Raw genomic sequence first — 22418 nt, 5'->3', positions numbered from 1 at the left:
CGGCACCTTCAAGTGCTGCTGAGAAAGGGTCTGAACCTGAACCGACTATCCTCCGTCGAAGCGGACTTGAACCCGCTTCCTCCTCTCGCTGGAGCGAATGCTCCTGCCGCAGAGGACATCCGGGCTGTTGCCCTGGCTTCCATCGAGGACATGAAGGCCGAGAACACGGTCGAGATCGACCTGGCCGGAAAGACCTCGCTTGCCGACACCATGATCGTGACCTCGGGCCGCTCCGACCGCCATGTCGGCGCGATCGCCGAGCGCGTCGTCAAGGACCTCAAGGACAAGGGGTTCGGGAACGCGCGCGTCGAAGGCCTGCCGGCCTGCGATTGGGTGCTCATCGATGCCGGCGACGTGCTGATCCACGTTTTCCGCCCCGAGGTTCGCGGTTTCTACAACCTCGAGAAGATGTGGGGCGCCGACCGCCCGCAGGATCGCGCCAGCTAAAGCATGATCCGGGCAAGTGGGTACCGGTTGCCCGACCAAGATCATGCGGCACTGAGATGGTAAGGCCAATATCGTGCGACTGAGCTTGCTGGCCGTGGGCCGTCTCAAGAGCGGCCCCGAGCGGGAGCTGGTCGAGCGATACAGGCAACGGATCGAGGGCATGGGCCGGACCTTGGGTCTGGCCGGGCTCGACATGGTCGAGCTGCCCGAAAGCCGCGCGCGCCGCGATGACGACCGGCGCGCCGAAGAGGCTGCGGCCCTTCTGGATAAGGCCGGTTCCTCCGTGCTGATCGTCTTTGACGAGCGCGGCAAGAGCCCTTCCAGCGAAGCTTTCGCAGACCGAATCAGACACTGGCGGGACGAGGGCCGCTCCGGAATTTCCTGCGTCATCGGTGGGCCCGACGGTCTCGATCCCAAACTGCGTCAGCGCGCCGAGCTCGTGGTTTCCTTCGGGGCGCTCACGATGCCGCATCAGATTGTGCGGGCGCTCGTGGCCGAACAGCTCTATAGGGCCCTGACAATCATCGCCGGGCACCCTTATCATCGCGCCGGCCATGATGATTCCTGATTGGATGATCCGCTTCAAATCCTTATTTTTCCGCAAGGCTCTCGGCCTTGCTGCCTTGATGGTTGCTGCCAGCCTGAGCCCCGCCGGGGCCCAGCAGCCCGCACCTGCGCCTGCGGTCCAGACCGAAACCGCCGAGGAAAAGACGCGCCGGGAGCAGGATCTGAAGGTCCTGGAGGAGGCGATCACGGCCAATGCGGAGGCCCGCCGCCGCCTTGAGACCGAGATCGAATCCATCAAGGCCGACCGGGCCAAGCTCAATGCCGCTCTGATTGGGACAGCCGAGCGCGTGCGCGGCACCGAGGATCGGATCCGGGGCCTGGAGCAGCGGCTTCAGACCCTGACCTCCAGCGAGGCGGCCATTCGCCGTTCCCTGCAGAGCCGGCGGGGGGTCATCATCGAGGTCTTCGCCGCCCTGCAGCGCATGGGCCGTCGGCCACCGCCAGCGGTGCTGGTGCGGCCCGAGGACATGCTCGAGGCCGTGCGCGCCTCGATCATGCTGGGGGCCGTTCTGCCGGAGTTGCGCGTCGAGGCCGAGATCCTGGCCACGGACCTGACCGAACTCGTCCGCCTGAAGAATGCGATCACCACCGATCGCGCGACCCTGAACGGGGAACTGACAGGGCTCACCCGCGAGCAGGAGCGCCTTGCGGCCCTCATGGGGGCCCGCCAGGACCGCATCGCCGAGGTGGAGCGCAATGCCGGCGCCGAGCAGCGCAAGGCCGAGGAACTGGCCCGTCAGGCCGGCACCCTCAAGGAACTCATCGACCGCATGGAAGCGGAGAGTACGGGCGCGCAGAGAGCCGCGGACGAGGCCCGCAAGGCGGCCGAGGCTCAGGGGCGCGAGACCCGCGAGAAATTTGCCCAGCTGGCCTTCCGGGATCCGGCGCGGCTGGCCCCCAAGATCCCCTTCGCGGAAGCCCGTGGCCTGCTGCCGCGCCCGGTCAGCGGCGAGACGGCCCAGGAATTCGGCGCCTCGGACGGGTATGGCGGAACGACGCGTGGCATTTCGATCACGACGCGGCAGAATGCAACCGTGGTATCACCCGCGGATGGCTGGGTGTCCTTTGCGGGCCCTTTCCGCTCCTACGGTCGACTCTTGATCATCAATGCCGGTGGGGGATACTATATTCTTCTGGCCGGTATGGACCAAATCAACGTCGATGTCGGTCAGTTCGTGCTCGCCGGCGAGCCCGTTGCGACCATGGGGGAGGCTCCTCTCATGAGTTTGATCGGCTCCGCCATAGAAAAGAACAGCCCCGTCCTCTATGTTGAGTTCAGAAAAGACGGCGGTTCTATCGATCCAGGGCCCTGGTGGGCAAAATCGCAAAGCGAAAAGGTTCGCGGATAATGCGCAAACTATCTCTCTTGATTCTCGGTGCGGCCATCGGCGCAGGCAGCGCGACCATGGTGTCGCAGACAAGCCTCCTGTCGGGCATGAGCGCGGTTGCCGCCTCGGCCGACACGTACCGGCAGCTGAGCCTTTTCGGAGACGTCTTCGAGAAGGTCCGCACGGACTATGTCGAAAAGCCTGAAGAGGCCAAGCTGGTCGAGTCTGCCATCAACGGCATGCTCACCTCCCTCGACCCGCATTCCAGCTTCATGGATGCCAAGAGCTTCCGCGACATGCAGGTGCAGACCCGCGGCGAGTTCGGCGGCCTCGGCATCGAGGTCACCATGGAGGAAGGTCTGGTCAAGGTCGTGACCCCGATCGACGAGACCCCTGCCTCCCGGGCCGGCGTCATGGCCAACGACATCATCACCCACATCAACGACGAGCCGGTCCAGGGCCTCAACCTGAACCAGGCGGTCGACAAGATGCGCGGTCCGGTCAATTCCTCCGTCACCCTCAAGATCCAGCGCAAGGAAGCCAAGGATCCGGTGGAGGTGAAGCTGACCCGCGAGACCATCAAGGTGCGTCCGGTCCGGGCCCGCGTCGAGGGTGACATCGGCGTGCTGCGCGTGACCCAGTTCAACGAGCAGACCTACGAAAACCTGCGCACCGGCATCGACAAGCTCACCAGCGATATCGGCGCCGACAAGCTGGCCGGCTTCGTCATCGACCTGCGCAACAACCCGGGCGGCCTCCTCGATCAGGCGATCATGGTCTCCGACGCCTTCCTCGACCGCGGTGAGATCGTCTCGACCCGCAGCCGGAACGCCGAGGATACCCAGCGCTTCAGCGCTAAGGCCGGCGATCTGACCAAGGGCAAGCCGCTGGTGGTGCTGGTCAACGGTGGCTCGGCCTCGGCGTCCGAGATCGTGGCCGGCGCCCTGCAGGACCACAAGCGCGCGACGGTTCTCGGAACCCGCTCCTTCGGCAAGGGCTCCGTGCAGACCATCATCCCGCTCGGCGGCAACGGGGCCGTGCGCCTGACGACGGCGCGCTACTACACCCCGGCCGGCCGTTCGATCCAGGCCAAGGGCATCGATCCCGACGTCGAGGTGCTGCAGGACATCCCCGAGGAGCTGAAGGGCAAGGACGAGACCAAGGGTGAGGCGGGTCTGCGCGGCCACCTGAGCAATGGCGGCGACAAGGAAGAGCGCGGCGGCTCCTCCGCCTACATTCCGCCGGATGCGACCAAGGACAAGCAGCTCATCGCGGCCTATGACCTGCTGCGCGGCGTCCGCAAGGGTGCGGCCAACACGACCACGACGCCTAACTAAGGGCAGTTCGCTCTTTCGTTCGAGAAACACTAATGCAAAAGGGCCTGACGGGAATCGATCCCGCCAGGCCCTTTCCTGTTGATGCATCCACAGCCCTGCGGAAATGCTTGTGCGAGGGCTGGTGAAGCGGCACTCTCTCTTCCTGCTTCGGAACAAGGACCAAGCGCCGGCAGTATTCAAGAACCGGCTGCATCCGAGTTCCGTGATCAAGGGAGTGAGTGTCTGATGAGGAGCGCAAGAGGATCACAGGCCAGGAAGGATCTGCCCTACCGCTCCTGCGTCGGCGTAATGCTGATCAACAAGGAAGACTTGGTATTCATCGGCCGGCGCCGTTCAGAAGCCGACACGACGTCGGATGGCTATTCCTGGCAGATGCCCCAGGGCGGGATCGATCCCGGCGAGGAGCCCTATCAGGCAGCCCTGCGCGAGCTCCATGAGGAAACCAGCGTCCGTTCCGTGAGCCTCATGGCCGAGGCGCCCGAATGGTACGCCTACGATCTGCCCTCCATGGTGGCGGGGCGTGCTTGGCGTGGACGCTACCGCGGGCAGAACCAGAAATGGTTCGCTTTCCGGTTCGAAGGCGATGACAGCGAGATCAACATTCTTCAGCCCGGCGGAGGCGGCCACAGGCCGGAGTTCGACGAATGGCGCTGGGAAGAGATGCGCCGCCTGCCGGAACTGATCATCCCGTTCAAGCGACCTGTCTATGAGAAGGTCGTTGCCGCATTTGCGCCGCTCGTATCAGAGCGCCTGCACAGTTCCGCTCATCCCTGACCGACCCTCTCCGAATGAGTGTCGTTGAATTGCGTGAAACGGCCTCCGCGCCGTACATGCAGCGTGTGTGTTCCTGCTCGGGACGCGGAAGCAAGACACCACGTCGTTTGTTCAAAACAGCCGGCATTTCAAGGCTTTTTGTTCATGTTGATGAACCGCAGATGTACGCCGCCAACACTTAGTGTTGGGAACGGAACCCTAGCGAAAAACCTCCGTTGATAGGCATTGCAGAGGGCCGCTTTTGGCCCTCCATCACAGGGAGGTTTCATCCAATGCGTGTTACTTTACTAGCCAGTGTAGCGGCAGCGGCTCTTTCCCTGAGCGTGGCTGCGATGGCGCAGACGAGCGGTAGTTCGGGAGGCAGCAGCTCCGGCGGCGCTTCGGGCGGCTCCTCGGGCGGCTCCACGATCATGACGCCCGGCGGTTCGTCCGGCGGGGCCTCGGGCTCGACCTTGGGTGGCGCATCCGGCTCGACGAGTGGGACGACGTCCGGCGGCTCTGCTTCCAGCGGCACCGGCGGCTCCTCCGGCACCTCGACCACGGGCGGCAGCTCGACTGATAGTGCGCAGTCCGGCACATCCGGTACCTCCGGCACGGCGCAGGGCACGACATCCGGCACGGCCTCGGGCGGCACGAGCGGCAACTCGAGCACCACGGGCAACGCAGCCAACACGACGGGCGGCGCGGCCAATACAAACACCACGGGCAGCACGAACTCGTCGGGGTCCGCGAATGTGACGGTGACCTCTGAGCAGCGGACGCAGATCTCACGGTCGTTCAACAGCGTGAACGTGCAGCCGCTCACCAATGTGGAGTTCAGCGTCAGCGTCGGCTCGACCATCCCGGCCTCGGTGACGACCCTGTACGATTGCCCTGACAATGTTGAGCGCATCCTGACTGGTTTGCCGGAGTGCAAATACATCGTCGTGCGCGATCAGGTCGTGATCCTCGAGCCTCGCACCCGTCGCATCGTGACGGTGATCGAACGTCGCGGCTGATCAGCAGCACAGCGACGATGCTCTTAAACCCAAGCGCCCGCGGCTCAGTCGAGCCGTGGGCGTTTTCTCGTCATGAGATCGGCCATCATGCCTGAAATTCCGAGTCCGGGCAGATGATCAAGCGGAAGAGGGCGAAAGCCTAAGCCGCATATGGGAAGGCAACAGCCTGCAGATCGTAAGGCTCCTGCCTGCGGTGCTGCGCAAGCAGCGCCAGGGCAGTTCGAGCATGCTCACGGAACTTATCCCTGATGAGCTCAGGCTCATGCTCCCACACATGAGCATCATCTTCGGCAGAATACAGGGCGCGCGCGACTGCTTCGATTTCAAATTCCATGACATGCCCCTCCCGGCTTGGATTGACTGCGTTCTTGATGCGGCGTGGTTGCCTTGAGGCTCCATTCATGGACAGCCCCGAGTCCCCGTTCGCATCCGACATCCCCAGCGCGGGCATTTGTTCCAAACGTAGCCGCCTGTGCAATGTGGAAGATGAGGTAGCCCGAAAGCGATAATCCATTGAGATGAGCAAGGCGGCAGCTATGCGCAGCGCAGCCCTATGATCGGCCGAGGGCTCAACGTCTTCGGATTTCTCAATGTTTGTCGGCGCTATGCCGTGCCATCTAAAAGGCGATGGTGCCCCTGGCCGGGCGCGGACGAAACTGAAAAATCAATACCTTAGCAGAGGTGGGACAGTCAGAACCTTCCACCTAGCTTCAGGGCTTTTTGCCTCGATTGTCCCACCTTGGGAAGTGCAAAATAGGGCCCAAATGAAAACCGCCGTACCGGCTGACCCCCGGAACGGCGGAAAGAAGATTTGCAATCCAGAGGCCTTGGTGAAGGCTCAATTCGCACAATGCCGGATCGTAGGACAGGGCACAAGCACTTGTTTTCTGCCGATCCAGGGTTGGACGTACTTTGTGGTCAACAAGGCCAGCCACACCCAAGCGATCTCCAACATTGGGGATGCACAATGACGCTTTTGGGATCCTATGCCAGGTTGCTCAACGGTACTGTTATTGGCCAACAAATAGTCTTTCCTGCCCCAGGCCATTCAAAGCGGGACCGGTCAGCATCACTCAAGTTCAGCCCAAACGCGCCAGGTGGTTTTATCGTCCACTCCTTTGCGGGTGATGATCCGCTTCCGATCCGGGACTATGTCCGTGAGCGGCTCGGGCGGGCCCTTTTTCAAGGAACGCCATCAGGGCTACATGCGAACACTCCCGCTCCGGCCAAAGACCTTCGTAGCCGGGCTCTCGCCGTTTGGAAGGAGAGCCGGGATCCGCGGGGTACAAGAGTTGAGGCCTATTTCCGTCGCCGGAAGATCAAACTCTTTAATCAGGCCTCGGGCGAGACCGTCCGCTACCATCCCGCCTGCCCCTTTGCTGGCAAGTACGTGCCGGCGATGGTGTGCTTGGTCCGTGACATCGTGACAAACGAGCCGAAGGCGATCCATCGCACGGCTCTCACACTTCAGGGAGACAAGGCCCAAGTTAAGGGTCAGAGCCGCCTTAGTCTTGGACCGGTGGCAGGTGGTGCCATCAAGTTCACACCCGACGAGGAGGTGACAACCTGTCTCGGCATCGGTGAGGGGCTCGAAAGTGCTCTCAGCCTCCGCCATACACCAGAGTTCGGCCCTTCCCCTGTGTGGGCACTTATCTCCGCAGGCGGGATTGAGTACTTCCCGATTCTTGCGGGTATCGAGTGCCTCTGGATTGCGGTCGACCATGACGAGACCGGGGTGAGGGTCGCTCGTTCCACCGGGCGGCGCTGGCAAGCATCCGGAGCCGAGGTATTCCTGACAACGCCTTTGAGCGCCGGTGCCGATCTGAACGACGTTCTGATGGCGGGAGGGATCTGATGCTGCACCCTCCATACATCATCGAACACCTGCACCCTGATGCGGGCTCACCAGACCAGGACCTTATCCCTGGAGCGCCGAACTTTGAGACAATCACCTTGGGCGACCTTGTTCGACTGAAACTTCCAGAGCGGCAGCAGGTCATCGCCCCCATCATCCCAGTGCGGGGACTGGCCATGCTCTATGCGGCTCGCGGCATTGGCAAAACCCACGTAGCCTTGGGGCTGAGCTATGCTGTGAGCTGCGGCAGCGCGTTTCTCCGATGGCAAGCACACCAGCCGCGCCGCGTATTGTATCTTGATGGAGAGATGCCCGCACAGGCTCTTCAGGAGCGTGCTCGGCAGATCATAGCCGCAAGTCCGCATCAGCCTCCAGCAGATGACTATTTCCGGCTTCTGTCGATGGACAGGCAGTCCTTGGGGTTGTCTCTCAATCTGGCAAAACCGGAGCACCAAGCTGCCTTGGAGCCCCATCTGGTAGGCGTCGAACTTGTCGTGATCGACAACATCTCGACCCTGGTCAGCGGCGGCCGTGAAAACGATGCGGATTCCTGGGACGCAATGCAGGCGTGGCTCCTGCACCTGAGACGCCAGGGGACCAGTGTTCTGCTCATCCACCATGCTGGCCGCGGTGAGAATGCTCGCGGCACCTCCAAGCGCGAGGATGTCCTGGACACGGTGATCCAGCTCAAGCGTCCTGAGGACTACGATCCCGAGGAGGGCGCCCGCTTCGAGGTTCACCTCACCAAAGCTCGGGGTGTCTTTGGCGAAGACGCCCTGCCGTTCGAAGCGAAGCTCGAAGTCACTGATGGTCAAGCTCGCTGGACGTGCAACACGTTACAAGATCGGGAGCTTGCTCAGGTTGAGGAGCTTTCACGGACGGGAATACCGGTGAGGGAAATCGCTGAACAAACGGGCCTCAGCAAATCGAAGGTGCACCGCATGCAGATAAAATTGCGAGAAGAAGGACGCCTTCGGAACTAGCAAAGCAATCGTGTCCCGCTGTCCCGCTCTCTCACATGTGGGACAGCGGGACAGATGTCTGGAGGGAATGGCTGGGACAAGTGGGACAGGCGGGACAAAGTGAATCAAAACAGAACACTTTGGCGCTTCAATCGGATCAGATCGCCCTTGCCCTCCAAAAAACCAAAGAGGTCGGCGCCCAGTCGACAGCCTCAGAAATCAAAAGGAAATCAAATGGCACAGCGTGGTGGGAAGCGTTCCGGAGCTGGCCGTCCTCAAGGCCGAAGGAACAGAGCAACCGTTGCGCACAAGCTCACGCTTGAGGAACTGGCTCGGTCACATACGGAGGTAGCACTTGGTGTGCTGGTTGAGATCGCTCAGCGCGGACAGAGTGAGGCTGCGCGGGTGTCGGCTGCTAACGCGATCCTTGACAGAGGATACGGAAAACCGCGCCAAATTGATCCAGAGCCTCTGCCAGAGAAAGCGACGAACGAGCAGAAGGCACCGCACAATTACGATCCAATGGCAGCAGTGTACGAACTACTTGATAAGCATCTCTCTCCTCATCCAACCGAAGTATCCAGCTAGTAAGTTGATGTCGGAATGGACTGTAGGGACCTTGAACGATCAAATTATGCAATGCGCGAAAGTGCCGGCGCGCTGGGACGAACCAAACTTCAGTGTCTCACTTCCGGCCCAAAGCAGACCTGGGGATTCGGTCCGAGTAGTGCCAGAAGCCGACATTTCGCGTTCGGTGGATGGAATCAAGCCAAAGGATGCACCGTACTGAGGCCTTATCGGGTTTCAGTTGTAGTCCTCAGGATATCGAATGCACTGACGGCGTTTTAGCATCCGTTCCACTGAGAAGTTCCCGGGCGGCTGCCCATTGCAGCAAGGCATCAAGCGCCGGGCATAAAGCCTGCCCCCAATCCGTGAGGCAATACTCTACCTTCGGCGGCACCTGATGATGAACGATCCGGCGAACGATGCCGTCCGCCTCCATCTGACGGAGCTGCTGGATGAGCATCTTCTGCGAGATGGCCGGAATGACTTTCTCAAGTTCCGAGAAGCGCAGCACCTTGCCGCCAAACAGCCGGAACAGGATCACCAGCTTCCAACGGCCTTCGAGGAACTTGAGCGCCTGTTCAACCCGGTCGGCGGCGGAACTGGGGGTCAGTGCTTCTTCCTTACTCATGGGTGAGTACCTTACTTTTTCGTGCGTTCTTGTCTTTCGGTCAGCATACCTCCAAGTTCCATCCGCCGCAACGGAGCCAGACAAGTTTCAGGCGCCTGGCCCCTCTTGGAGAATCTGTATGAGCAAACAATTGCCTCTCCCGCTGGCTGGCTATTACGAGGCCAAGAACCAGCACGACATCAATGGCATGCTGGCGCCGTTTGCCGAGGATGCCGTGGTCAAGGACGAAGATCAGGAGCATCATGGCAGGGAAGCCATCCGTTCCTGGATGGAGCACACAACCCGCAAGTACCGCGTCACTATCGACGTCAAACAGATCGAACCGGTCGACGATCGTCTGATCGTCTCAGGTCTGGTGTCCGGCGACTTTCCCGGTTCTCCTGCAATGCTGCGCTATGCCTTTACCCTCTCGGGATCAAAGATTGCGCGGCTGGAGATTGCATGATGATCGCAGCATCTTCATTCGCTATTGATCCTCAGGAATTCGCCGGCAAGCGTGCCCTGGTGACAGGGGGCACGAAAGGCATGGGCGGGGCCATCGTCCGCCGGCTTGTCGCGGGTGGCGCAACGGTCGCCACAACGGCCCGCTCGCCTCTGCCCGATGGACAGCACCCCACCCTGTTCGTTCAGGCTGACATTACCACAGCCAGCGGCGTCGATGCGGTTGTCGCCGAGCTCGATAGGCACATGGGCGGCGTCGATCTTCTCGTGAACGTCGTCGGCGGTTCGAATGCGCCAGGCGGTGGCTTTGCTGCGTTGACCGATCATGAGTGGCAAGCGGAGCTTGACAGGAACCTGTACCCTGCGGTGCGGTTCGACCGCGCGCTGCTGCCTGGCATGATCCGGCAGGGGTATGGCGTCATCATTCATGTATCGTCAATCCAGCGTCGCCTTCCCTTGTTTGAGGCGACGCTGGCCTATGCTGCTGCGAAAGCCGCCCTGACGACCTACAGCAAGGGCTTATCGAAAGAGGTTGGTCCGAAAGGCGTACGCGTGAACACGATCTCGCCTGGCTTCATCGAGACGAGTGCCGCGACAGCGCTCATTCAGCGCCTAGCCGAGCAACAAGAGATGGACGAGGACGGCGCCCGCGAGGGCCTGATGCAATCCCTCGGAGGCATTCCCATCGGCAGACCTGGCCGACCGGAAGAAGTTGCAGAGCTAGCGGCTTTTCTTCTCTCGGATCGGGCGGCGTCAATCCATGGTGCCGAATACACAATCGATGGCGGAACAGTCCCTGTTGTCTGATCCCGGCACCCCAGACAAGTGCAAGATGGTCAGGGGTTGAGTGCTGGCGAGTGGCGGTGCCCGCCACAGGGTGGCACAAATCCCGTCAATGCGCGAATACACCAAACGTGAGTTCAACGTTCGTTTGGGGTCAATCTAAGTCATTCAGCGCGACCGTAACAAGGTCCGCTCTCTGGGTGATTCCTGACGTTCGTTGATTCTAGGGGAATGGGTGCTGTGGCAAGAGCCGGCGCAGAGGGGGTGCTATTGATTCAACCAGTTGAAAGCGAGCAATCGGCTAGAGCAGCAGCCGTAGATCACTCGCTGGAGAGTTCGAGCACGACCCGTGTGCCCGGCTGCGCGTCCTGCCACTCCGTTCGGCCGCCCAGTTGACGCGCGAGGCTGGAGACCAGCCGCATCCCGAGGCTTTTTGAGCGTGATGGGTCCAGGTTCGGCGGCAGGCCCTCTCCACGTTCGGAGACTTCAAGCCGGACCAGCCTCTCTGTGGGGGTGCTCAGCCTGATCAGGATATCGCCCGACCCATTCGAGTAGGCGTACTTGGCGGCATTCGTGACAAGCTCATTGACCATGAGCCCGATGGCGATGGCGCGGTCGGTGGTGACCACAACAGGTTCGACCTCGCAGGTTATGATGTGTTGAGGGACTGTCTCCTGCAGCGTGGCACAAAGTTCACTGACGAACTCGCTAAGATCAATGGAGCTCACTTCGTTCGAGCGCCAGAGCCGATCATGCACCCTCGCAATCGTATGTACGCGCGTCTCTGCATCAGACAAGGCCTGCTGCAAGCCTGCATCCTGCGAGCCGCGAGCCTGCATGTTGAGGAGGCCTGCGACAAGCTGAAGGCTGTTCTTGACGCGGTGGTTGATCTCGCGGGTCAGGGCCTCCTGGCTGTCCAGAACCCGCTGCCGTTCGATGGCAACGCCAGGCACGTTTGCCACCCCTTGCAGGAAGGCGATGTCGGCCTCGGTGAACCGTCCCTGGTTGGTGCTGTCGACTTCTAGGACGCCATAGGGCTCGCTCTCACCTTGGATGATCACGTTGATGGCACGTTTGACCCCATGCTCGACAAGAAGCTGTGGGGTGCGAAAGCGGCTTTCTCCGGCCAAGTGGTTGGAGATCACAGGCCGTCCGGTCTGAAACGCAAAACCTGCAGGGTTTTCGGCATCGGCGCCCATATGCGCTTCATTGACAACGCTGGGCTTCCAGCCAACACCAGCGCGGACGATGAACCGCTTCTCATCGGGGAGGAACTCCACGACCTTGGAGAGTTCGCTTTGCAGCCCTCGGGCCGAAACTCGGACCGCCTCCTGCAGGACTTGGTTCAGATCCGTGCTTTTGAGAGCAAACAGGCTGAACTGGGTTGTCAGCTCCTGTTGGCACAGGCGGTAAGCCAGTTCCTCGGCCGCATCACTGCCCTGCTCGGGAGCGACAGGTTGCGCTCCTTCCGTGTTCTTGCTCATAGCCCTGCCCCACTACCCTTGAGGTCTTGGATAAGGTCTGAGGGATGTCCCTGTAAAGCTTAGAGAAACGTGGCTGTTCGTTCTGTGACAATCTTTCTCAACTTTGCAGGGGTGTTCAAGCAATAACAGGCTTTGCCGCTTCAGCTCCCCTTGATGGTTCGCTCAAGCAATCTAGTTGCCGAGCAGTTTGCAGCGTACCGGATCATTCTTGTGTCTCCTTTGGTCCTTGTTGTTGAAGATGAAGCCGCTGTTCGTGCCATGGCAGTCGAGGCGCTTGAGGCAGAGGGGTTTGTGGTGCTTGAGGCTCCATCGGCTGACTATGCAGCAACAATCCTGCAAAAGAGGAACGACATTGGGGTAGTGTTCACCGATGTCACTCTGCCCGGAACACTCAATGGCTTCGATCTTGCCCAGTTGGCCCAGAGGCTTCATCCGCAGATTGGTGTTCTGGTGACCTCCGGTGCACTTCCGCCAGGGTTCAGCGGCGAGGCACCCGTCGCCAGGTTCGTGCCCAAGCCCTACCGCATGTCAGGCGTGATCCCGATTATCCGGGAGATCATGAAGCATACGTGACTGTTCCAAAGAGGTGGAATACAGCGCTCCAACCCAGCCGACGCCCATCCTCTATGGGCCGGGTTGGCGGATCACCCCAAAGCTGGGCAGGTTCATTGATGTCTCGATAGGGATTGTTGGACGTCAGGAACCTAGCTGAGTGGGCTCAAACTAAGCCGTCAAGCGCGGTTACCTGAAGGTCCCCTTGCAGTTCCACTGCGGAAATACGGTCAAGGTCTTCCCTGTGCCAGAACGGGACCTTGGCGGAGCCGCTCGTTATCCGGCCGGACGCATATGAAGCCTGTCAATACCTAGAACGTATCGACGAGACGATAGCCGATTCCTTGCTCTGTGAGGATGAAGCAAGGGTCGGAGGGGTTCGGCTCGATCTTCTGCCGGAGCTGGCCGACATAGACCCGTAGGTACTGAGTGTCGTCCGCATGAGCGGGGCCCCAGACGGCGGTCAGGATCTGTTTGTGTGTCACCACCTTGCCGGCGTGGCTCGCCAAGAAAGCGAGGAGGTCGAATTCCCTGGGGCTGAGGCCGACCTCAGCCTCCTGCCACGCCACACGGCGGCGCGGGATGTCGATCTCCAATCCTCCCACTCTCAGGACTGGCGTCTCGCCTTTCCGCTGCATGCGGTGGCGCAAGGCCGTGCGCAGCCGCGCCATGAATTCCCCCATCCCGAACGGCTTGTTGACGAAGTCGTCCGCGCCGAGATCAAGGGCGGCAATCTTCTCGGCCTCCCGGTCACGGGCCGAGAGCACGATGATCGGTACGTCGGACCATTCGCGAACGCGGGAGATCACCTCCTTGCCGTCCATGTCGGGCAGTCCAAGGTCAAGGACGACCACGTCGGGAGCGTCAGTTGCGATGCGCTTCAGGGCCTCGGCCGCCGTTCCTGCGCCGAGCACCTCGTACTCGTTTACCTCGAGGGCTGGCTTGAGGAAGCGGTGGATCGCCGGCTCGTCGTCAACGACGAGCACCCGCGTTAAGGTAGTCATGACCTCTTCTCCTCCAGGGGCAGCCGGATCGAGATGCAGGTGCCATGCCCGTCGGCAACGGGGCTCTCGGCGGCAATCGAACCGCCATGGGCATCGACGATCCCCTTGGCGATGGCCAGTCCCAGTCCTGTGCCCTCGCCGCCGTCGCCACCCTGCTCACGGCCCCGGGCGAACTTCTCGAAGACCTTCGGCAGCAGGGCCGGAGGGATGCCGGGTCCGTTGTCAGTCACGGACAGCATGATCCCTTCGCCAGCATAGCGTGCTGCGAGATGCACATGCGCATCCAATCCGGCGTATCGGATCGCGTTACCAACGATGTTCGCAAGGGCCTGATCGAGTAGGGAGGGATCGGCCAGGACGAAGGGCAGTTCCGGGTCGACATCGAGACGGAAGGCCTGCGTTGCCCCCCGTCGCCTGGCAATGGCTACCACGCGATCGAAGGTCTCCCGGATGTCGACCCAATCGCGACGAAGCTCCAGGGCTCCGGCTTCGACACGGGTCATCGACAGGAGGTTGCGGACCATCCGATCAAGATGCTCCGCCTCGTCCTTCACCTGGTCCAATAAATCCTGACGGGCGTGTTCCGGCAGTTTCGGCCCATAATCGATAAGGCTGGTTGCCGCCCCGAGAATAGACGCGAGGGGCGTCCGGAAGTCGTGACTGATCGAGGCCAGCAGCGTATTGCGCACCCGTTCCGCTTCAGTCGCCGTATGGGCCGCCGTGATCTCACGCGCCAGCCGCGCCCGCTCCAGGGCCGTCGCCGTCAATTCCGCCACGGTTTCCGCCAGGGTTCGGGTCTCCCCGTCAGGAACGGCCCCGTCCAGAGCCACCCCCATGACCCCGACGCGGCCCCGGCCCGACCTTAGGGGCAGGAAGATCCAGCGTGCAGACGGCAGCGTTCCGGTCCCGGCCCCGGCGGCCTCATCCTTGTCGTAGGCCCAACGTGCCGCCGTGGCCGAGGCGGTGTCTAGTTGGTCCTCCGGTGGCCAGGAGGCCGCAAGCTCGAGGAGATCCCCCTGGGGCAGGAGGATCGCGGCGGGGCGATTGATATAGCCATTCAGCTCCACGACGGCGCCCTCGGCCACGGCAATGGCATCGGGCAGGCTCGAGAGCCTGCGGGTGAATTCGTAAAGACGCCGCAGGGCCCGTGCCCGGCTGACTGCTGCGGCCGCCTGCTCCCGCGCCCGCCCGGCGATGGCCGATGTCAGAACGGCCGCGCCAAGGAAGATGAACAGGGCGAGCAGTTCATGCGGACGGGCCACCGTGAACGTGTAGACGGGATCGATGAAGAAGAAATTGTAGCTCAGGAACGACAGGATCGAGCTGACAACGGCAGGCCAGATCCCGAACCGGACGGCAGCGAACAGGACGGCCACCAGAAAAATCATCGAGACGTTCGGCAGCGAGACGACGGATGTCATCGCAAGTGCGATCGCAATCGCCCCGGCGACCGCGAGAGCCGACCACAGGAAGGGTAGCCAGGACTGGTTTGGGTTAACCTGCGGAGTCCGCTTCCTCCACCAGGCGCCGGGCGAACGCTCGCCTTTGGCAGTCACGACATGAATGGCGATGTCCTCGGCGTGGTGAACCAGTTGGTGCGGCAACGAGCGCCCGAGGAGTTCGGACCACCAGCCGCCGCGGGATCGTCCTACCACGATCTGGGTGACGTTCTCAAACCGGGCAAAGCGCAGAAGCTCCTGCACCATGTCGCCCGCAACCAGCGTCTTCGTCTCATCGGCGCCGAGTTGGCCTGCCAGTTGCAGCGCCCCGTCCAGGCGATGCCGCTTCTCGCTTCCCAGGCTCTCGCCGGGCCGCTCGACGGTCACCGCCAGCCAGGGCGCCCCGATGGCGTCCGCCAAGCGCTTGGCGTGTCGCACCACCATGGGTGAGACCTCGTCCGCGCCGACACAGACCAGGATGCGTTCACCAGCGGCCCAAGGTCCCTCGACGCCGCCGCTCTGCATCCGCTCTAGAAGCTCGCTGTCGATGCGTTCCGCCGCGCGGCGCAGCGCCAGCTCGCGCAACGCCACCAGGTTGTTGGGGCGAAAGAAGTTATCGACCGCACGTGCCGCCGTGTCTTGAACGTAGACCTTTCCCGCGGCCAACCGCTTGAGGAGCTCGTCCGGCGGCAGGTCGACCAGGACAAGCTCATCCGCTTCGTCGAACACCCTGTCGGGCACGGTCTCGCGCACGCGGATCCGCGTGATGCGTTGAACGATGTCGTTGAGGCTCTCAAGATGCTGGATGTTCAGCGTCGTCCAGACGTCGATCCCCGCGTCCAGCAGTTCCTCGATGTCCTGCCATCGCTTCGGGTGCCGGCTGCCGGATGCATTCGTGTGGGCATACTCATCGACGAGGATGAGCCGGGGATGGCGCTGGAGGGCGGCGTCGAGGTCGAATTCCTGCACCATCCGGCCCCGGTAAGGGACGGAGAGGCGGGGCAGGATCTCGAAACCGTACAGAAGCTCCTGCGTTTCCGGGCGTCCATGGGTTTCGACGAGACCGATGACCGCGTCGGTCCCGCCATCCCGCTCCGCCCGCCCGGCCTGAAGCATGGCATAGGTCTTCCCAACGCCTGGAGCCGCCCCAAGAAAGATCTTGAGGCAGCCCCGTCCTTCCCGGTTGGCCAGGGTGAGAAGAGCATCGGGCGACGCACGGGGCGGATCGGTCTGGGCCATCAGGGCTCAAGCCTCTATCGTCTCAGGGTAGGCATCCTCCCGCCCTCTTCAAGAACGCAAGCGGTCGAGGGCTTGGTTAACCTGAAGGACATTCACCCGGGGCTCCCCGACGGCACCAAGGAAGCGCCCTTCAGTCGAGACTTCGATCAGTTGCCTGACCTGAGCCTCGGGGAGATTCCGGGCCCTTGCGATCCGGGCGACCTGAGCCTGCGCATAGGCTGGGGAGATGTGCGGATCGAGGCCGCTGCCGGAGGTGGTGATGGCATCTCCGGGGATCGGCAGCACGAAGCCGGACTCCTTCCAGGCTTCCGAGGACTGCGTCAGGCGGCCCGCTAACTTTGCCGAGGTCGGTCCGAGGTTGGATCCCGTCGAAGCTGCCGCGTTGTAGGGCACATCCACCGTCTGCGTCGGGTTGGTCGGATCGGACGCGCTCGTGGCCGAAGGACGCGGCCACATGTAGCGGTCGGACATGAAGGCTTGCCCGATCAGATCGGATCCGATCACGCGGCCATCTTGTGTGATGAGGCTTCCATTCGCCTGAGCGGGGAAGATAACCTGCCCGATCCCGGTCACAGCCAAGGGATAGGCAAACCCCGTCAGGACCGTGAAGAGCAGGAGAAGAACCAGAGCGGGACGAAGATGTGACATGCCAGCCTCCTTTTAAGCCCAGCCGATCGCCGTGACGGCGAGGTCGATGATCTTGATGCCAATGAAGGGCACGATGAGGCCGCCCAATCCATAGATCAGGAGATTACGGCGCAGCAGGGTCGCAGCTCCCAGAGGGCGGTAGGGAATGCCGCGTAAGGCCAACGGAATCAGCGCAACGATGATGAGGGCATTGAAGATCACTGCGGATAGAATCGCGCTCTGCGGCGTCGAGAGCCCCATGATGTTGAGCACCCCGAGCTGGGGAATGGCTGCCACGAACAGTGCAGGAATGATGGCGAAGTACTTGGCCACATCGTTGGCGATGGAGAAGGTGGTCAGCGAGCCGCGCGTCATCAGGAGCTGCTTGCCGATCCCGACGATCTCGATGAGTTTCGTCGGGTTCGAGTCGAGGTCCACCATGTTGCCGGCCTCGCGGGCAGCCTGGGTGCCGGATTGCATTGCGACACCGACATCGGCCTGCGCCAGGGCCGGGGCATCATTGGTGCCGTCTCCGCACATGGCCACGAGGCGGCCCTCCGTCTGGGCCCTGCGGATGTAGTCGAGCTTGTCCTGAGGGGTCGCCTCCGCGATGAAGTCGTCGACGCCGGCCTCGGAGGCGATCGCCGCCGCCGTCACCGGGTTGTCGCCAGTCACCATGACGGTGCGGATGCCGATGCGGCGCAATTCTGAAAACCGTTCCTTGATGTCGGGCTTGACCACATCCTTGAGGTGGATGACGGCCAGGAGCCGATCCCCGTCGGCCAAGCCAAGGGGCGTCCCGCCCGAGCGGGCTATCCGGTCCACGGCGGCCGCGAAGCCATGATCCGCCACATTGCGCCCACAGGCATCGCGCACGAAGCGGAGCACGGCGTCCACCGCTCCCTTGCGCAGGCTCCTGCTTCCGAAGTCGACGCCGGAGAGCCGGGTGGTCGCGGAGAACTCGATGAAGCGTGCGTTTTCTGGAGGTTGTTCGGGCGCTTTCAGCCCGTACTTCTCCTGAGCCAGTGCCACGATGGAGCGTCCCTCCGCCGTCTCGTCGGCCAGGCTCGCCAGCAGCGCGGCTTCCGCAGCCTCGCTCTCCGTGACGCCCGAGATCGGGATGATCTCCGCCGCCATGCGGTTGCCGAAGGTGATGGTGCCCGTCTTGTCGAGGAGCAGCGTATCGACGTCGCCGGCGGCTTCCACGGCCCGCCCTGACATGGCGAGCACGTTGAAGCGGATGAGGCGGTCCATGCCGGCAATGCCGATGGCCGAGAGAAGGCCGCCGATGGTCGTCGGGATCAAGGTCACGAGAAGCGCCACCAGGACCGGGACTGGAACGTCAGCTCCGGAGTAGCGCCCGAACCCTGCAAGCGTCACAACGGCCACCAGGAACACGATGGTCATGCCCGCCAGTAGGACGTTGAGGGCGATCTCGTTCGGCGTCTTCTGCCGCTCGGCTCCTTCCACGAGGGCGATCATCCGGTCCAGGAACGAGGAGCCGTGCGCCGCCGTGATGCGGATCACGAGCCAGTCGGAGATCACCGTCGTGCCGCCCGTCACGGCAGAGCGGTCGCCACCGGACTCGCGAATGACCGGCGCTGACTCCCCCGTGATGGCGGCCTCGTTGACCGAGGCGATGCCTTCAACGATCTCGCCGTCCCCGGGGATGAGGTCCCCAGCCTCGACCAGCACGAGATCGCCGACTTCAAGGTCGAGAGCCGAAACGCTCGCATGCAGTTCCTTACGCTCGGCATCGTATAGCCGCTTGGCAATCGTCTGGGTGCGCGCCTGGCGCAGGGTGTCGGCTTGAGCCCGGCCTCTCCCCTCCGCCACGGCCTCAGCGAAGTTGGCGAAGATCACCGTGAACCAGAGCCAAGCCGCAATCTGTCCAGTGAAGAAAGCGGATGCACCCGTCACAACATCCCGAATGAAGAGTATCGTGACGAGAAGAGCCACGACTTCCGTGACGAAGATGACCGGGTTGCGAATGAGGTCGCCGGGATTGAGTTTCCTCAGGGAGTCGAGGACCGCCTGGCGCAGGATTGCCCCGTCGAGCAGTGAGATGGTCGGTTGGATGTGTTTGTCCATGGAGCACCTGTCAGAATGTTTTGCCCGCGAGCATCATCACCTGCTCGGCGATGGGGCCGAGGGCGAGAGCCGGGAAGAACTGGAGACCACCGAGGATCAGGATCACGCCGATCAGCAGGCCGATGAACAGCGGCCCATGCGTTGGGAGCGTCCCCGTCGAGGATTCAAGTCGCGTCTTTGCTGCAAGCGAGCCCGCGATGGCCAGCATCGGCACGATGTAGGCGAAGCGGCCGAGCAGCATCGCAAGACCCAGGGTCGTGTTGTACCAAGGGGAGTTGGCGGTGAGCCCGGCGAAGGCGGAACCGTTGTTGCCCGCGGCCGACGAATAGGCGTACAGGATCTCCGAGAGGCCGTGCGGCCCGGCATTGAGCAACCCGGCCAAGCCCTGCGGGATGACGGCGGCGACCGCCGAGAACCCGAGGATTGTGATCGGCAGGATCAGGACGGCGAGCATGGCCATCTTGACCTCCTTCGCTTCGATCTTCTTGCCGAGATATTCCGGTGTCCGTCCCACCATGAGACCTGCCACGAAGACGGCGATGATCGCCATGACCAGGATCCCATAGAGGCCAGACCCGACGCCGCCCGGCAGGATCTCGCCGAGCTGGATCAGGAACATCGGGACTAGGCTGCCGATGGGGGTGAAGCTCGCGTGCATGGAATTGACCGCACCCGTGGACAAGCCCGTTGTCACCGCGGCCCACAGGGCGGACATAGCGAGTCCGAAACGGACCTCTTTGCCCTCCATGTTGCCGTCGGCCGGGTTGATGCCCGCTGCGTGCAGCATCGGCGTTCCGGCGGCTTCGGCCGCGTAGGTGATGGCAATGCCGGCCACGAGCAGGATGCCCATCACCCAGAGCAGGGCCCGCGCCTGCCGGCTGTCGCCGATAAGACGCCCGAAGGCGAACACGACGGCGACCGATATCACCAGCATCTGCCAGATCTGCACGAAGTTCGTCAGCGACGTCGGATTCTCGAAGGGATGCGCCGCATTCACGTTGAAGAAGCCTCCGCCGTTGGTGCCGAGCTGCTTGATCGCGATCTGGCTTGCGACGGGACCGACTACGATTGTCTGCTTCGTACCTTCGAGCGTCGTTGCGTCGACGGAAGCAAGCAGGGTCTGCGGCAGCCCCAACGCCACCAGCAGAAGAGCCGTGGCCAGGGCGAGCGGAAGGAGAATGTAGAGGGTCGAGCGGGTCATGTCGGCCCAGAAATTTCCGACGGTGCCCACCTTCGACCGAACGAAGCCGCGGACCAGCGCCATGGCAAGCGCGAGTCCCGTGGCGGCGGAGAGAAAGTTCTGCACCGTCAGCCCTGCCATCTGCGAGAAATGGCTCATGGTCGTCTCGCCGCCATAGGACTGCCAGTTGGTGTTGGTAACGAACGAGACGGCAGTATTGAAGGCGAGATCCGGCGTGAGGCCGCCGAAGCCCTGCGGGTTGAAGGGCATGAAGCCTTGCAGCCTTAAGGTGACATAGAGCAGCACGAAGCCGGCGGCGTTGAATAGGAGCATCGCGAGCGCATAGGCCCGCCAGCCTTGCTCCCGGGCGGGCTCGACGCCTGCCAAGGCATAGAAGCCACGTTCGACCGGGCTGAGCATGGGCGAAAGGAAGGTGTGCTTGCCCGCATAGACCCGTGCCATGAAGGCGCCGAGCGGCACCGCAGCCAGCAAGACGGTTGCGAGGATGATGGCGATCTGGAGCCAGCCATTGAGTGTCATGTTGGTCTCCTAGAAGCGTTCCGGTCTGATCAGCGCCAGGACCAGATAGGCGGCAAGGCCAAAGGCGACGCAGCCGCCGAGAAGTAGGTCGAGGGACATGAAAGAGCCTCCCTCAGAGCCGTTCGGCCACGCGGGCATACAGCGCCATCAGCGCGAAGAACCCGAGGCCGGTGAGAAGATAGGCAAGGTCGTACATGACGGCACCCCAATGTGAGCGCCGAAGGCTACGCCCACTTCGCATTAAATCTCGATTGGGAAGTGCGCCCTTGGATATAAAGACCGCATAAGTACCCGCGGCTGCCCGTCCAGTCGCCGGATATCAGAATAGTTGCCTAGAGCCAGTGGTTTTGGCGGAAGCGCCAGTAGAGCCAGCCGCACACCGAGGCGATGACTGCCAGCACCAGGGCATAACCGTACTTCCATTGCAGTTCGGGCATGTGCTCGAAGTTCATGCCGTAGATCCCTGCAACCGCCGTCGGCACTGCGAGAATGGCCGCCCAGGCCGCCAGCTTACGGGTGATCTCGTTCTGCTGGGCTTGGCCGGTCATCAGGCTGGTCTCGAAGGCGAAGGCCAACACTTCACGCAAGGACTCGATCTCCTCCTGCACCCTGCGGATGTGGTCGGACACATCTCGGAAGAGCGGGTACAGCGAGGCATCAATACCCGGCAGGCCGGGGTGCTCGAGACGGCGGCAGACCTCCACCAGAGGGATCGCGGCATTGCGCAGGCGCAGGAGGTCGCGGCGAAGCTGGTAGAGCCGCCCCACACGGGATTGCGTGTATGTCTCGGCTAGGATGCAGTCCTCGATCTCCTCTACCTCCGCCTGGATCGTCTCGATCACCGGCATGTAGTTGTCGACGATGAAATCGAGGATGGCGTAGAGGATGAAATCCTCTCCATCTGACAGGGCCTTGGGCGAGGCCTCGCAACGCTCGCGCACCGGGGTGTAGGAGGTCGAGGCCCCGTGTCGAACGGAGACCACGTAGCCGTGCCCGACGAACAGGTGGGTCTCGCCGAAGGCAATGCGCCCATCCAGCATCTGGGCCGTGCGCGCAACGATGAACAAGGCGTCGCCGTATTGCTCAAGCTTGGGCCGCTGATGGGCCTTGAGCGCATCTTCGATGGCCAAGTCATGAAGCCCGAACTCTGCCTGGAGACGCCGCAAAAGGTCCAGGCCGGGCTCGTGCAGGCCGACCCAGGCGAGGTGCCCCGGCTTGCGCGACCACTCGCCCACGTCCTCGATCGGAACTTCGGCCACCCGTCGGCCACCGGCATAGGCGGCCGAGGCGACAACCCCGGCAGTGTCCGCAGGCTGAGCTGATACGAGCTTGAGAGCATCCGCCATGTGCAACCAACGCTCGGCGACCGTCTCCGGTGCCATGGTCCTGGGTCCCCCGTTCCGTAAGGCCCCGGCGCGGGGGTGAAACCCTCCCCGTGCTGCCACGTCGTGCCGAAGGGGCTCCGGTCCTTTTTCAACGCAGGAGGGTACATGGCCGCGACGGGGATTAGCGAACGGGTGGATGTCGGCCCTGCCGGATACGGGCACGCAACTCCGACCTCCTTCTGGGCTCTGA

Annotated in this window: 22 protein-coding genes; 11 read left to right on the top strand and 11 right to left on the bottom strand. The window is 62.5% G+C overall.

What is annotated here, in order from left to right; all coding sequences use genetic code 11:
* Positions 1-12: 12 nt before the first annotated feature.
* From rsfS to VB618_RS19105, 6 genes are all read left to right on the top strand, one after another.
* Positions 13-447 carry a ribosome silencing factor gene (rsfS, locus tag VB618_RS19130; protein WP_442931866.1) on the top strand — a complete coding sequence of 145 codons (435 nt, stop codon included), beginning with the start codon at positions 13-15 and terminating at the stop codon, positions 445-447.
* 73 nt (positions 448-520) lie between these two features.
* On the top strand, positions 521-1015 hold the full coding sequence (gene rlmH / locus VB618_RS19125) for a 23S rRNA (pseudouridine(1915)-N(3))-methyltransferase RlmH (RefSeq protein WP_329798345.1): 495 nt from the start codon (positions 521-523) through the stop codon (positions 1013-1015).
* Between the two features lie 4 nt (positions 1016-1019).
* Positions 1020-2363: a murein hydrolase activator EnvC family protein gene (locus tag VB618_RS19120; protein ID WP_329798344.1), complete on the top strand. Its 1344-nt coding sequence runs from the start codon at positions 1020-1022 to the stop codon at positions 2361-2363.
* Entirely contained in the window at positions 2363-3679 is a 1317-nt protein-coding gene (locus VB618_RS19115; protein ID WP_329798343.1) for a S41 family peptidase, read from the top strand. Before VB618_RS19120 ends, VB618_RS19115 begins: the two co-directional genes overlap by 1 nt.
* Before the next feature lie 225 nt (positions 3680-3904).
* The gene (locus VB618_RS19110) at positions 3905-4453 is read left to right on the top strand and encodes an RNA pyrophosphohydrolase (RefSeq protein WP_329798342.1); all 549 of its coding nucleotides are present in this window, start codon (positions 3905-3907) and stop codon (positions 4451-4453) included.
* 272 nt (positions 4454-4725) lie between these two features.
* On the top strand, positions 4726-5451 hold the full coding sequence (locus tag VB618_RS19105; RefSeq protein ID WP_329798341.1) for a DUF1236 domain-containing protein: 726 nt from the start codon (positions 4726-4728) through the stop codon (positions 5449-5451).
* 139 nt (positions 5452-5590) lie between these two features.
* On the opposite strand, the gene VB618_RS19100 is transcribed toward VB618_RS19105, so the two are convergent.
* Positions 5591-5785: a hypothetical protein gene (locus tag VB618_RS19100; RefSeq protein ID WP_329798340.1), complete on the bottom strand. Its 195-nt coding sequence runs from the start codon at positions 5783-5785 to the stop codon at positions 5591-5593.
* Positions 5786-6418: 633 nt separating this feature from the next.
* On the opposite strand from VB618_RS19100, the gene VB618_RS19095 reads away from it, so the two are divergent.
* Both VB618_RS19095 and VB618_RS19090 read left to right on the top strand, forming a co-directional pair.
* Positions 6419-7306 carry a DUF7146 domain-containing protein gene (locus VB618_RS19095; RefSeq protein ID WP_329798339.1) on the top strand — a complete coding sequence of 296 codons (888 nt, stop codon included), beginning with the start codon at positions 6419-6421 and terminating at the stop codon, positions 7304-7306.
* On the top strand, positions 7306-8289 hold the full coding sequence (locus VB618_RS19090) for an AAA family ATPase (RefSeq protein WP_329798338.1): 984 nt from the start codon (positions 7306-7308) through the stop codon (positions 8287-8289). Before VB618_RS19095 ends, VB618_RS19090 begins: the two co-directional genes overlap by 1 nt.
* A 796-nt stretch (positions 8290-9085) precedes the next feature.
* On the opposite strand, the gene VB618_RS19085 is transcribed toward VB618_RS19090, so the two are convergent.
* Complete coding sequence (locus tag VB618_RS19085; protein WP_329798367.1) at positions 9086-9445, bottom strand: winged helix-turn-helix transcriptional regulator; 360 nt, start codon at positions 9443-9445, stop codon at positions 9086-9088.
* A 136-nt stretch (positions 9446-9581) separates the two neighbouring features.
* On the opposite strand from VB618_RS19085, the gene VB618_RS19080 reads away from it, so the two are divergent.
* On the top strand, positions 9582-9908 hold the full coding sequence (locus VB618_RS19080) for a nuclear transport factor 2 family protein (protein ID WP_329798337.1): 327 nt from the start codon (positions 9582-9584) through the stop codon (positions 9906-9908).
* Positions 9908-10711, top strand: coding sequence for an SDR family oxidoreductase (locus tag VB618_RS19075; protein ID WP_329798366.1), 804 nt, complete (start codon positions 9908-9910; stop codon positions 10709-10711). Before VB618_RS19080 ends, VB618_RS19075 begins: the two co-directional genes overlap by 1 nt.
* 296 nt (positions 10712-11007) lie before the next feature.
* Here VB618_RS19075 and VB618_RS19070 read toward each other — a convergent pair whose 3' ends face one another.
* Positions 11008-12171, bottom strand: a complete 1164-nt coding sequence (locus VB618_RS19070; RefSeq protein WP_329798336.1) for a sensor histidine kinase — start codon at positions 12169-12171, stop codon at positions 11008-11010.
* Positions 12172-12324: 153 nt separating this feature from the next.
* Here VB618_RS19070 and VB618_RS19065 point away from each other — a divergent pair, with 153 nt between their 5' ends.
* Positions 12325-12744: a response regulator gene (locus tag VB618_RS19065; RefSeq protein WP_329798365.1), complete on the top strand. Its 420-nt coding sequence runs from the start codon at positions 12325-12327 to the stop codon at positions 12742-12744.
* Between the two features lie 290 nt (positions 12745-13034).
* Here VB618_RS19065 and VB618_RS19060 read toward each other — a convergent pair whose 3' ends face one another.
* The 8 genes from VB618_RS19060 to VB618_RS19025 all read right to left on the bottom strand — a co-directional run bounded on the left by VB618_RS19060 (position 13035) and on the right by VB618_RS19025 (position 22189).
* On the bottom strand, positions 13035-13727 hold the full coding sequence (locus VB618_RS19060) for a response regulator (RefSeq protein ID WP_329798335.1): 693 nt from the start codon (positions 13725-13727) through the stop codon (positions 13035-13037).
* Complete coding sequence (locus VB618_RS19055) at positions 13724-16405, bottom strand: sensor histidine kinase KdpD (protein ID WP_329798334.1); 2682 nt, start codon at positions 16403-16405, stop codon at positions 13724-13726. The genes VB618_RS19060 and VB618_RS19055 overlap by 4 nt, the downstream gene beginning before the upstream one ends.
* 48 nt (positions 16406-16453) lie before the next feature.
* On the bottom strand, positions 16454-17053 hold the full coding sequence (kdpC, locus tag VB618_RS19050) for a potassium-transporting ATPase subunit KdpC (protein WP_329798333.1): 600 nt from the start codon (positions 17051-17053) through the stop codon (positions 16454-16456).
* Positions 17054-17065: 12 nt separating this feature from the next.
* Positions 17066-19123 carry a potassium-transporting ATPase subunit KdpB gene (kdpB, locus tag VB618_RS19045; protein ID WP_329798332.1) on the bottom strand — a complete coding sequence of 686 codons (2058 nt, stop codon included), beginning with the start codon at positions 19121-19123 and terminating at the stop codon, positions 17066-17068.
* Between the two features lie 10 nt (positions 19124-19133).
* Complete coding sequence (gene kdpA / locus VB618_RS19040; protein WP_329798331.1) at positions 19134-20843, bottom strand: potassium-transporting ATPase subunit KdpA; 1710 nt, start codon at positions 20841-20843, stop codon at positions 19134-19136.
* 9 nt (positions 20844-20852) lie between these two features.
* Positions 20853-20942, bottom strand: a complete 90-nt coding sequence (gene kdpF, locus VB618_RS19035) for a K(+)-transporting ATPase subunit F (protein ID WP_329798330.1) — start codon at positions 20940-20942, stop codon at positions 20853-20855.
* A 13-nt stretch (positions 20943-20955) separates the two neighbouring features.
* Positions 20956-21084, bottom strand: a complete 129-nt coding sequence (locus tag VB618_RS19030; RefSeq protein ID WP_329798329.1) for a hypothetical protein — start codon at positions 21082-21084, stop codon at positions 20956-20958.
* A 91-nt stretch (positions 21085-21175) separates the two neighbouring features.
* A complete protein-coding gene (locus VB618_RS19025; RefSeq protein WP_329798364.1) occupies positions 21176-22189 on the bottom strand; it encodes a magnesium and cobalt transport protein CorA in 1014 nt (337 codons plus the stop codon).
* Positions 22190-22418 lie beyond the last annotated feature (229 nt).

Origin of the sequence: Microvirga sp. CF3062 (assembly GCF_036314045.1) — a bacterium.
In the GTDB taxonomy this organism is placed as follows: Bacteria; Pseudomonadota; Alphaproteobacteria; order Rhizobiales; family Beijerinckiaceae; genus Microvirga.
This window is presented reverse-complemented; position numbering and strand designations above follow the sequence as displayed.

Coding starts and splice junctions, on each gene's coding strand:
- kdpF (WP_329798330.1), bottom strand. CDS start 20,942: ATGTCCCTCGACCTACTTCTCGGCGGCTGCGTCGCCTTTGGCCTTGCC.
- VB618_RS19030 (WP_329798329.1), bottom strand. CDS start 21,084: ATGCGAAGTGGGCGTAGCCTTCGGCGCTCACATTGGGGTGCCGTCATG.
- VB618_RS19105 (WP_329798341.1), top strand. CDS start 4,726: ATGCGTGTTACTTTACTAGCCAGTGTAGCGGCAGCGGCTCTTTCCCTG.
- kdpC (WP_329798333.1), bottom strand. CDS start 17,053: ATGTCACATCTTCGTCCCGCTCTGGTTCTTCTCCTGCTCTTCACGGTC.
- VB618_RS19100 (WP_329798340.1), bottom strand. CDS start 5,785: ATGGAATTTGAAATCGAAGCAGTCGCGCGCGCCCTGTATTCTGCCGAA.
- kdpA (WP_329798331.1), bottom strand. CDS start 20,843: ATGACACTCAATGGCTGGCTCCAGATCGCCATCATCCTCGCAACCGTC.
- kdpB (WP_329798332.1), bottom strand. CDS start 19,123: ATGGACAAACACATCCAACCGACCATCTCACTGCTCGACGGGGCAATC.
- VB618_RS19060 (WP_329798335.1), bottom strand. CDS start 13,727: ATGACTACCTTAACGCGGGTGCTCGTCGTTGACGACGAGCCGGCGATC.
- VB618_RS19070 (WP_329798336.1), bottom strand. CDS start 12,171: ATGAGCAAGAACACGGAAGGAGCGCAACCTGTCGCTCCCGAGCAGGGC.
- VB618_RS19110 (WP_329798342.1), top strand. CDS start 3,905: ATGAGGAGCGCAAGAGGATCACAGGCCAGGAAGGATCTGCCCTACCGC.
- VB618_RS19095 (WP_329798339.1), top strand. CDS start 6,419: ATGACGCTTTTGGGATCCTATGCCAGGTTGCTCAACGGTACTGTTATT.
- VB618_RS19025 (WP_329798364.1), bottom strand. CDS start 22,189: ATGGCGGATGCTCTCAAGCTCGTATCAGCTCAGCCTGCGGACACTGCC.
- VB618_RS19065 (WP_329798365.1), top strand. CDS start 12,325: ATGGTTCGCTCAAGCAATCTAGTTGCCGAGCAGTTTGCAGCGTACCGG.
- VB618_RS19055 (WP_329798334.1), bottom strand. CDS start 16,405: ATGGCCCAGACCGATCCGCCCCGTGCGTCGCCCGATGCTCTTCTCACC.
- VB618_RS19080 (WP_329798337.1), top strand. CDS start 9,582: ATGAGCAAACAATTGCCTCTCCCGCTGGCTGGCTATTACGAGGCCAAG.
- VB618_RS19090 (WP_329798338.1), top strand. CDS start 7,306: ATGCTGCACCCTCCATACATCATCGAACACCTGCACCCTGATGCGGGC.
- VB618_RS19075 (WP_329798366.1), top strand. CDS start 9,908: ATGATCGCAGCATCTTCATTCGCTATTGATCCTCAGGAATTCGCCGGC.
- VB618_RS19120 (WP_329798344.1), top strand. CDS start 1,020: ATGATCCGCTTCAAATCCTTATTTTTCCGCAAGGCTCTCGGCCTTGCT.
- VB618_RS19115 (WP_329798343.1), top strand. CDS start 2,363: ATGCGCAAACTATCTCTCTTGATTCTCGGTGCGGCCATCGGCGCAGGC.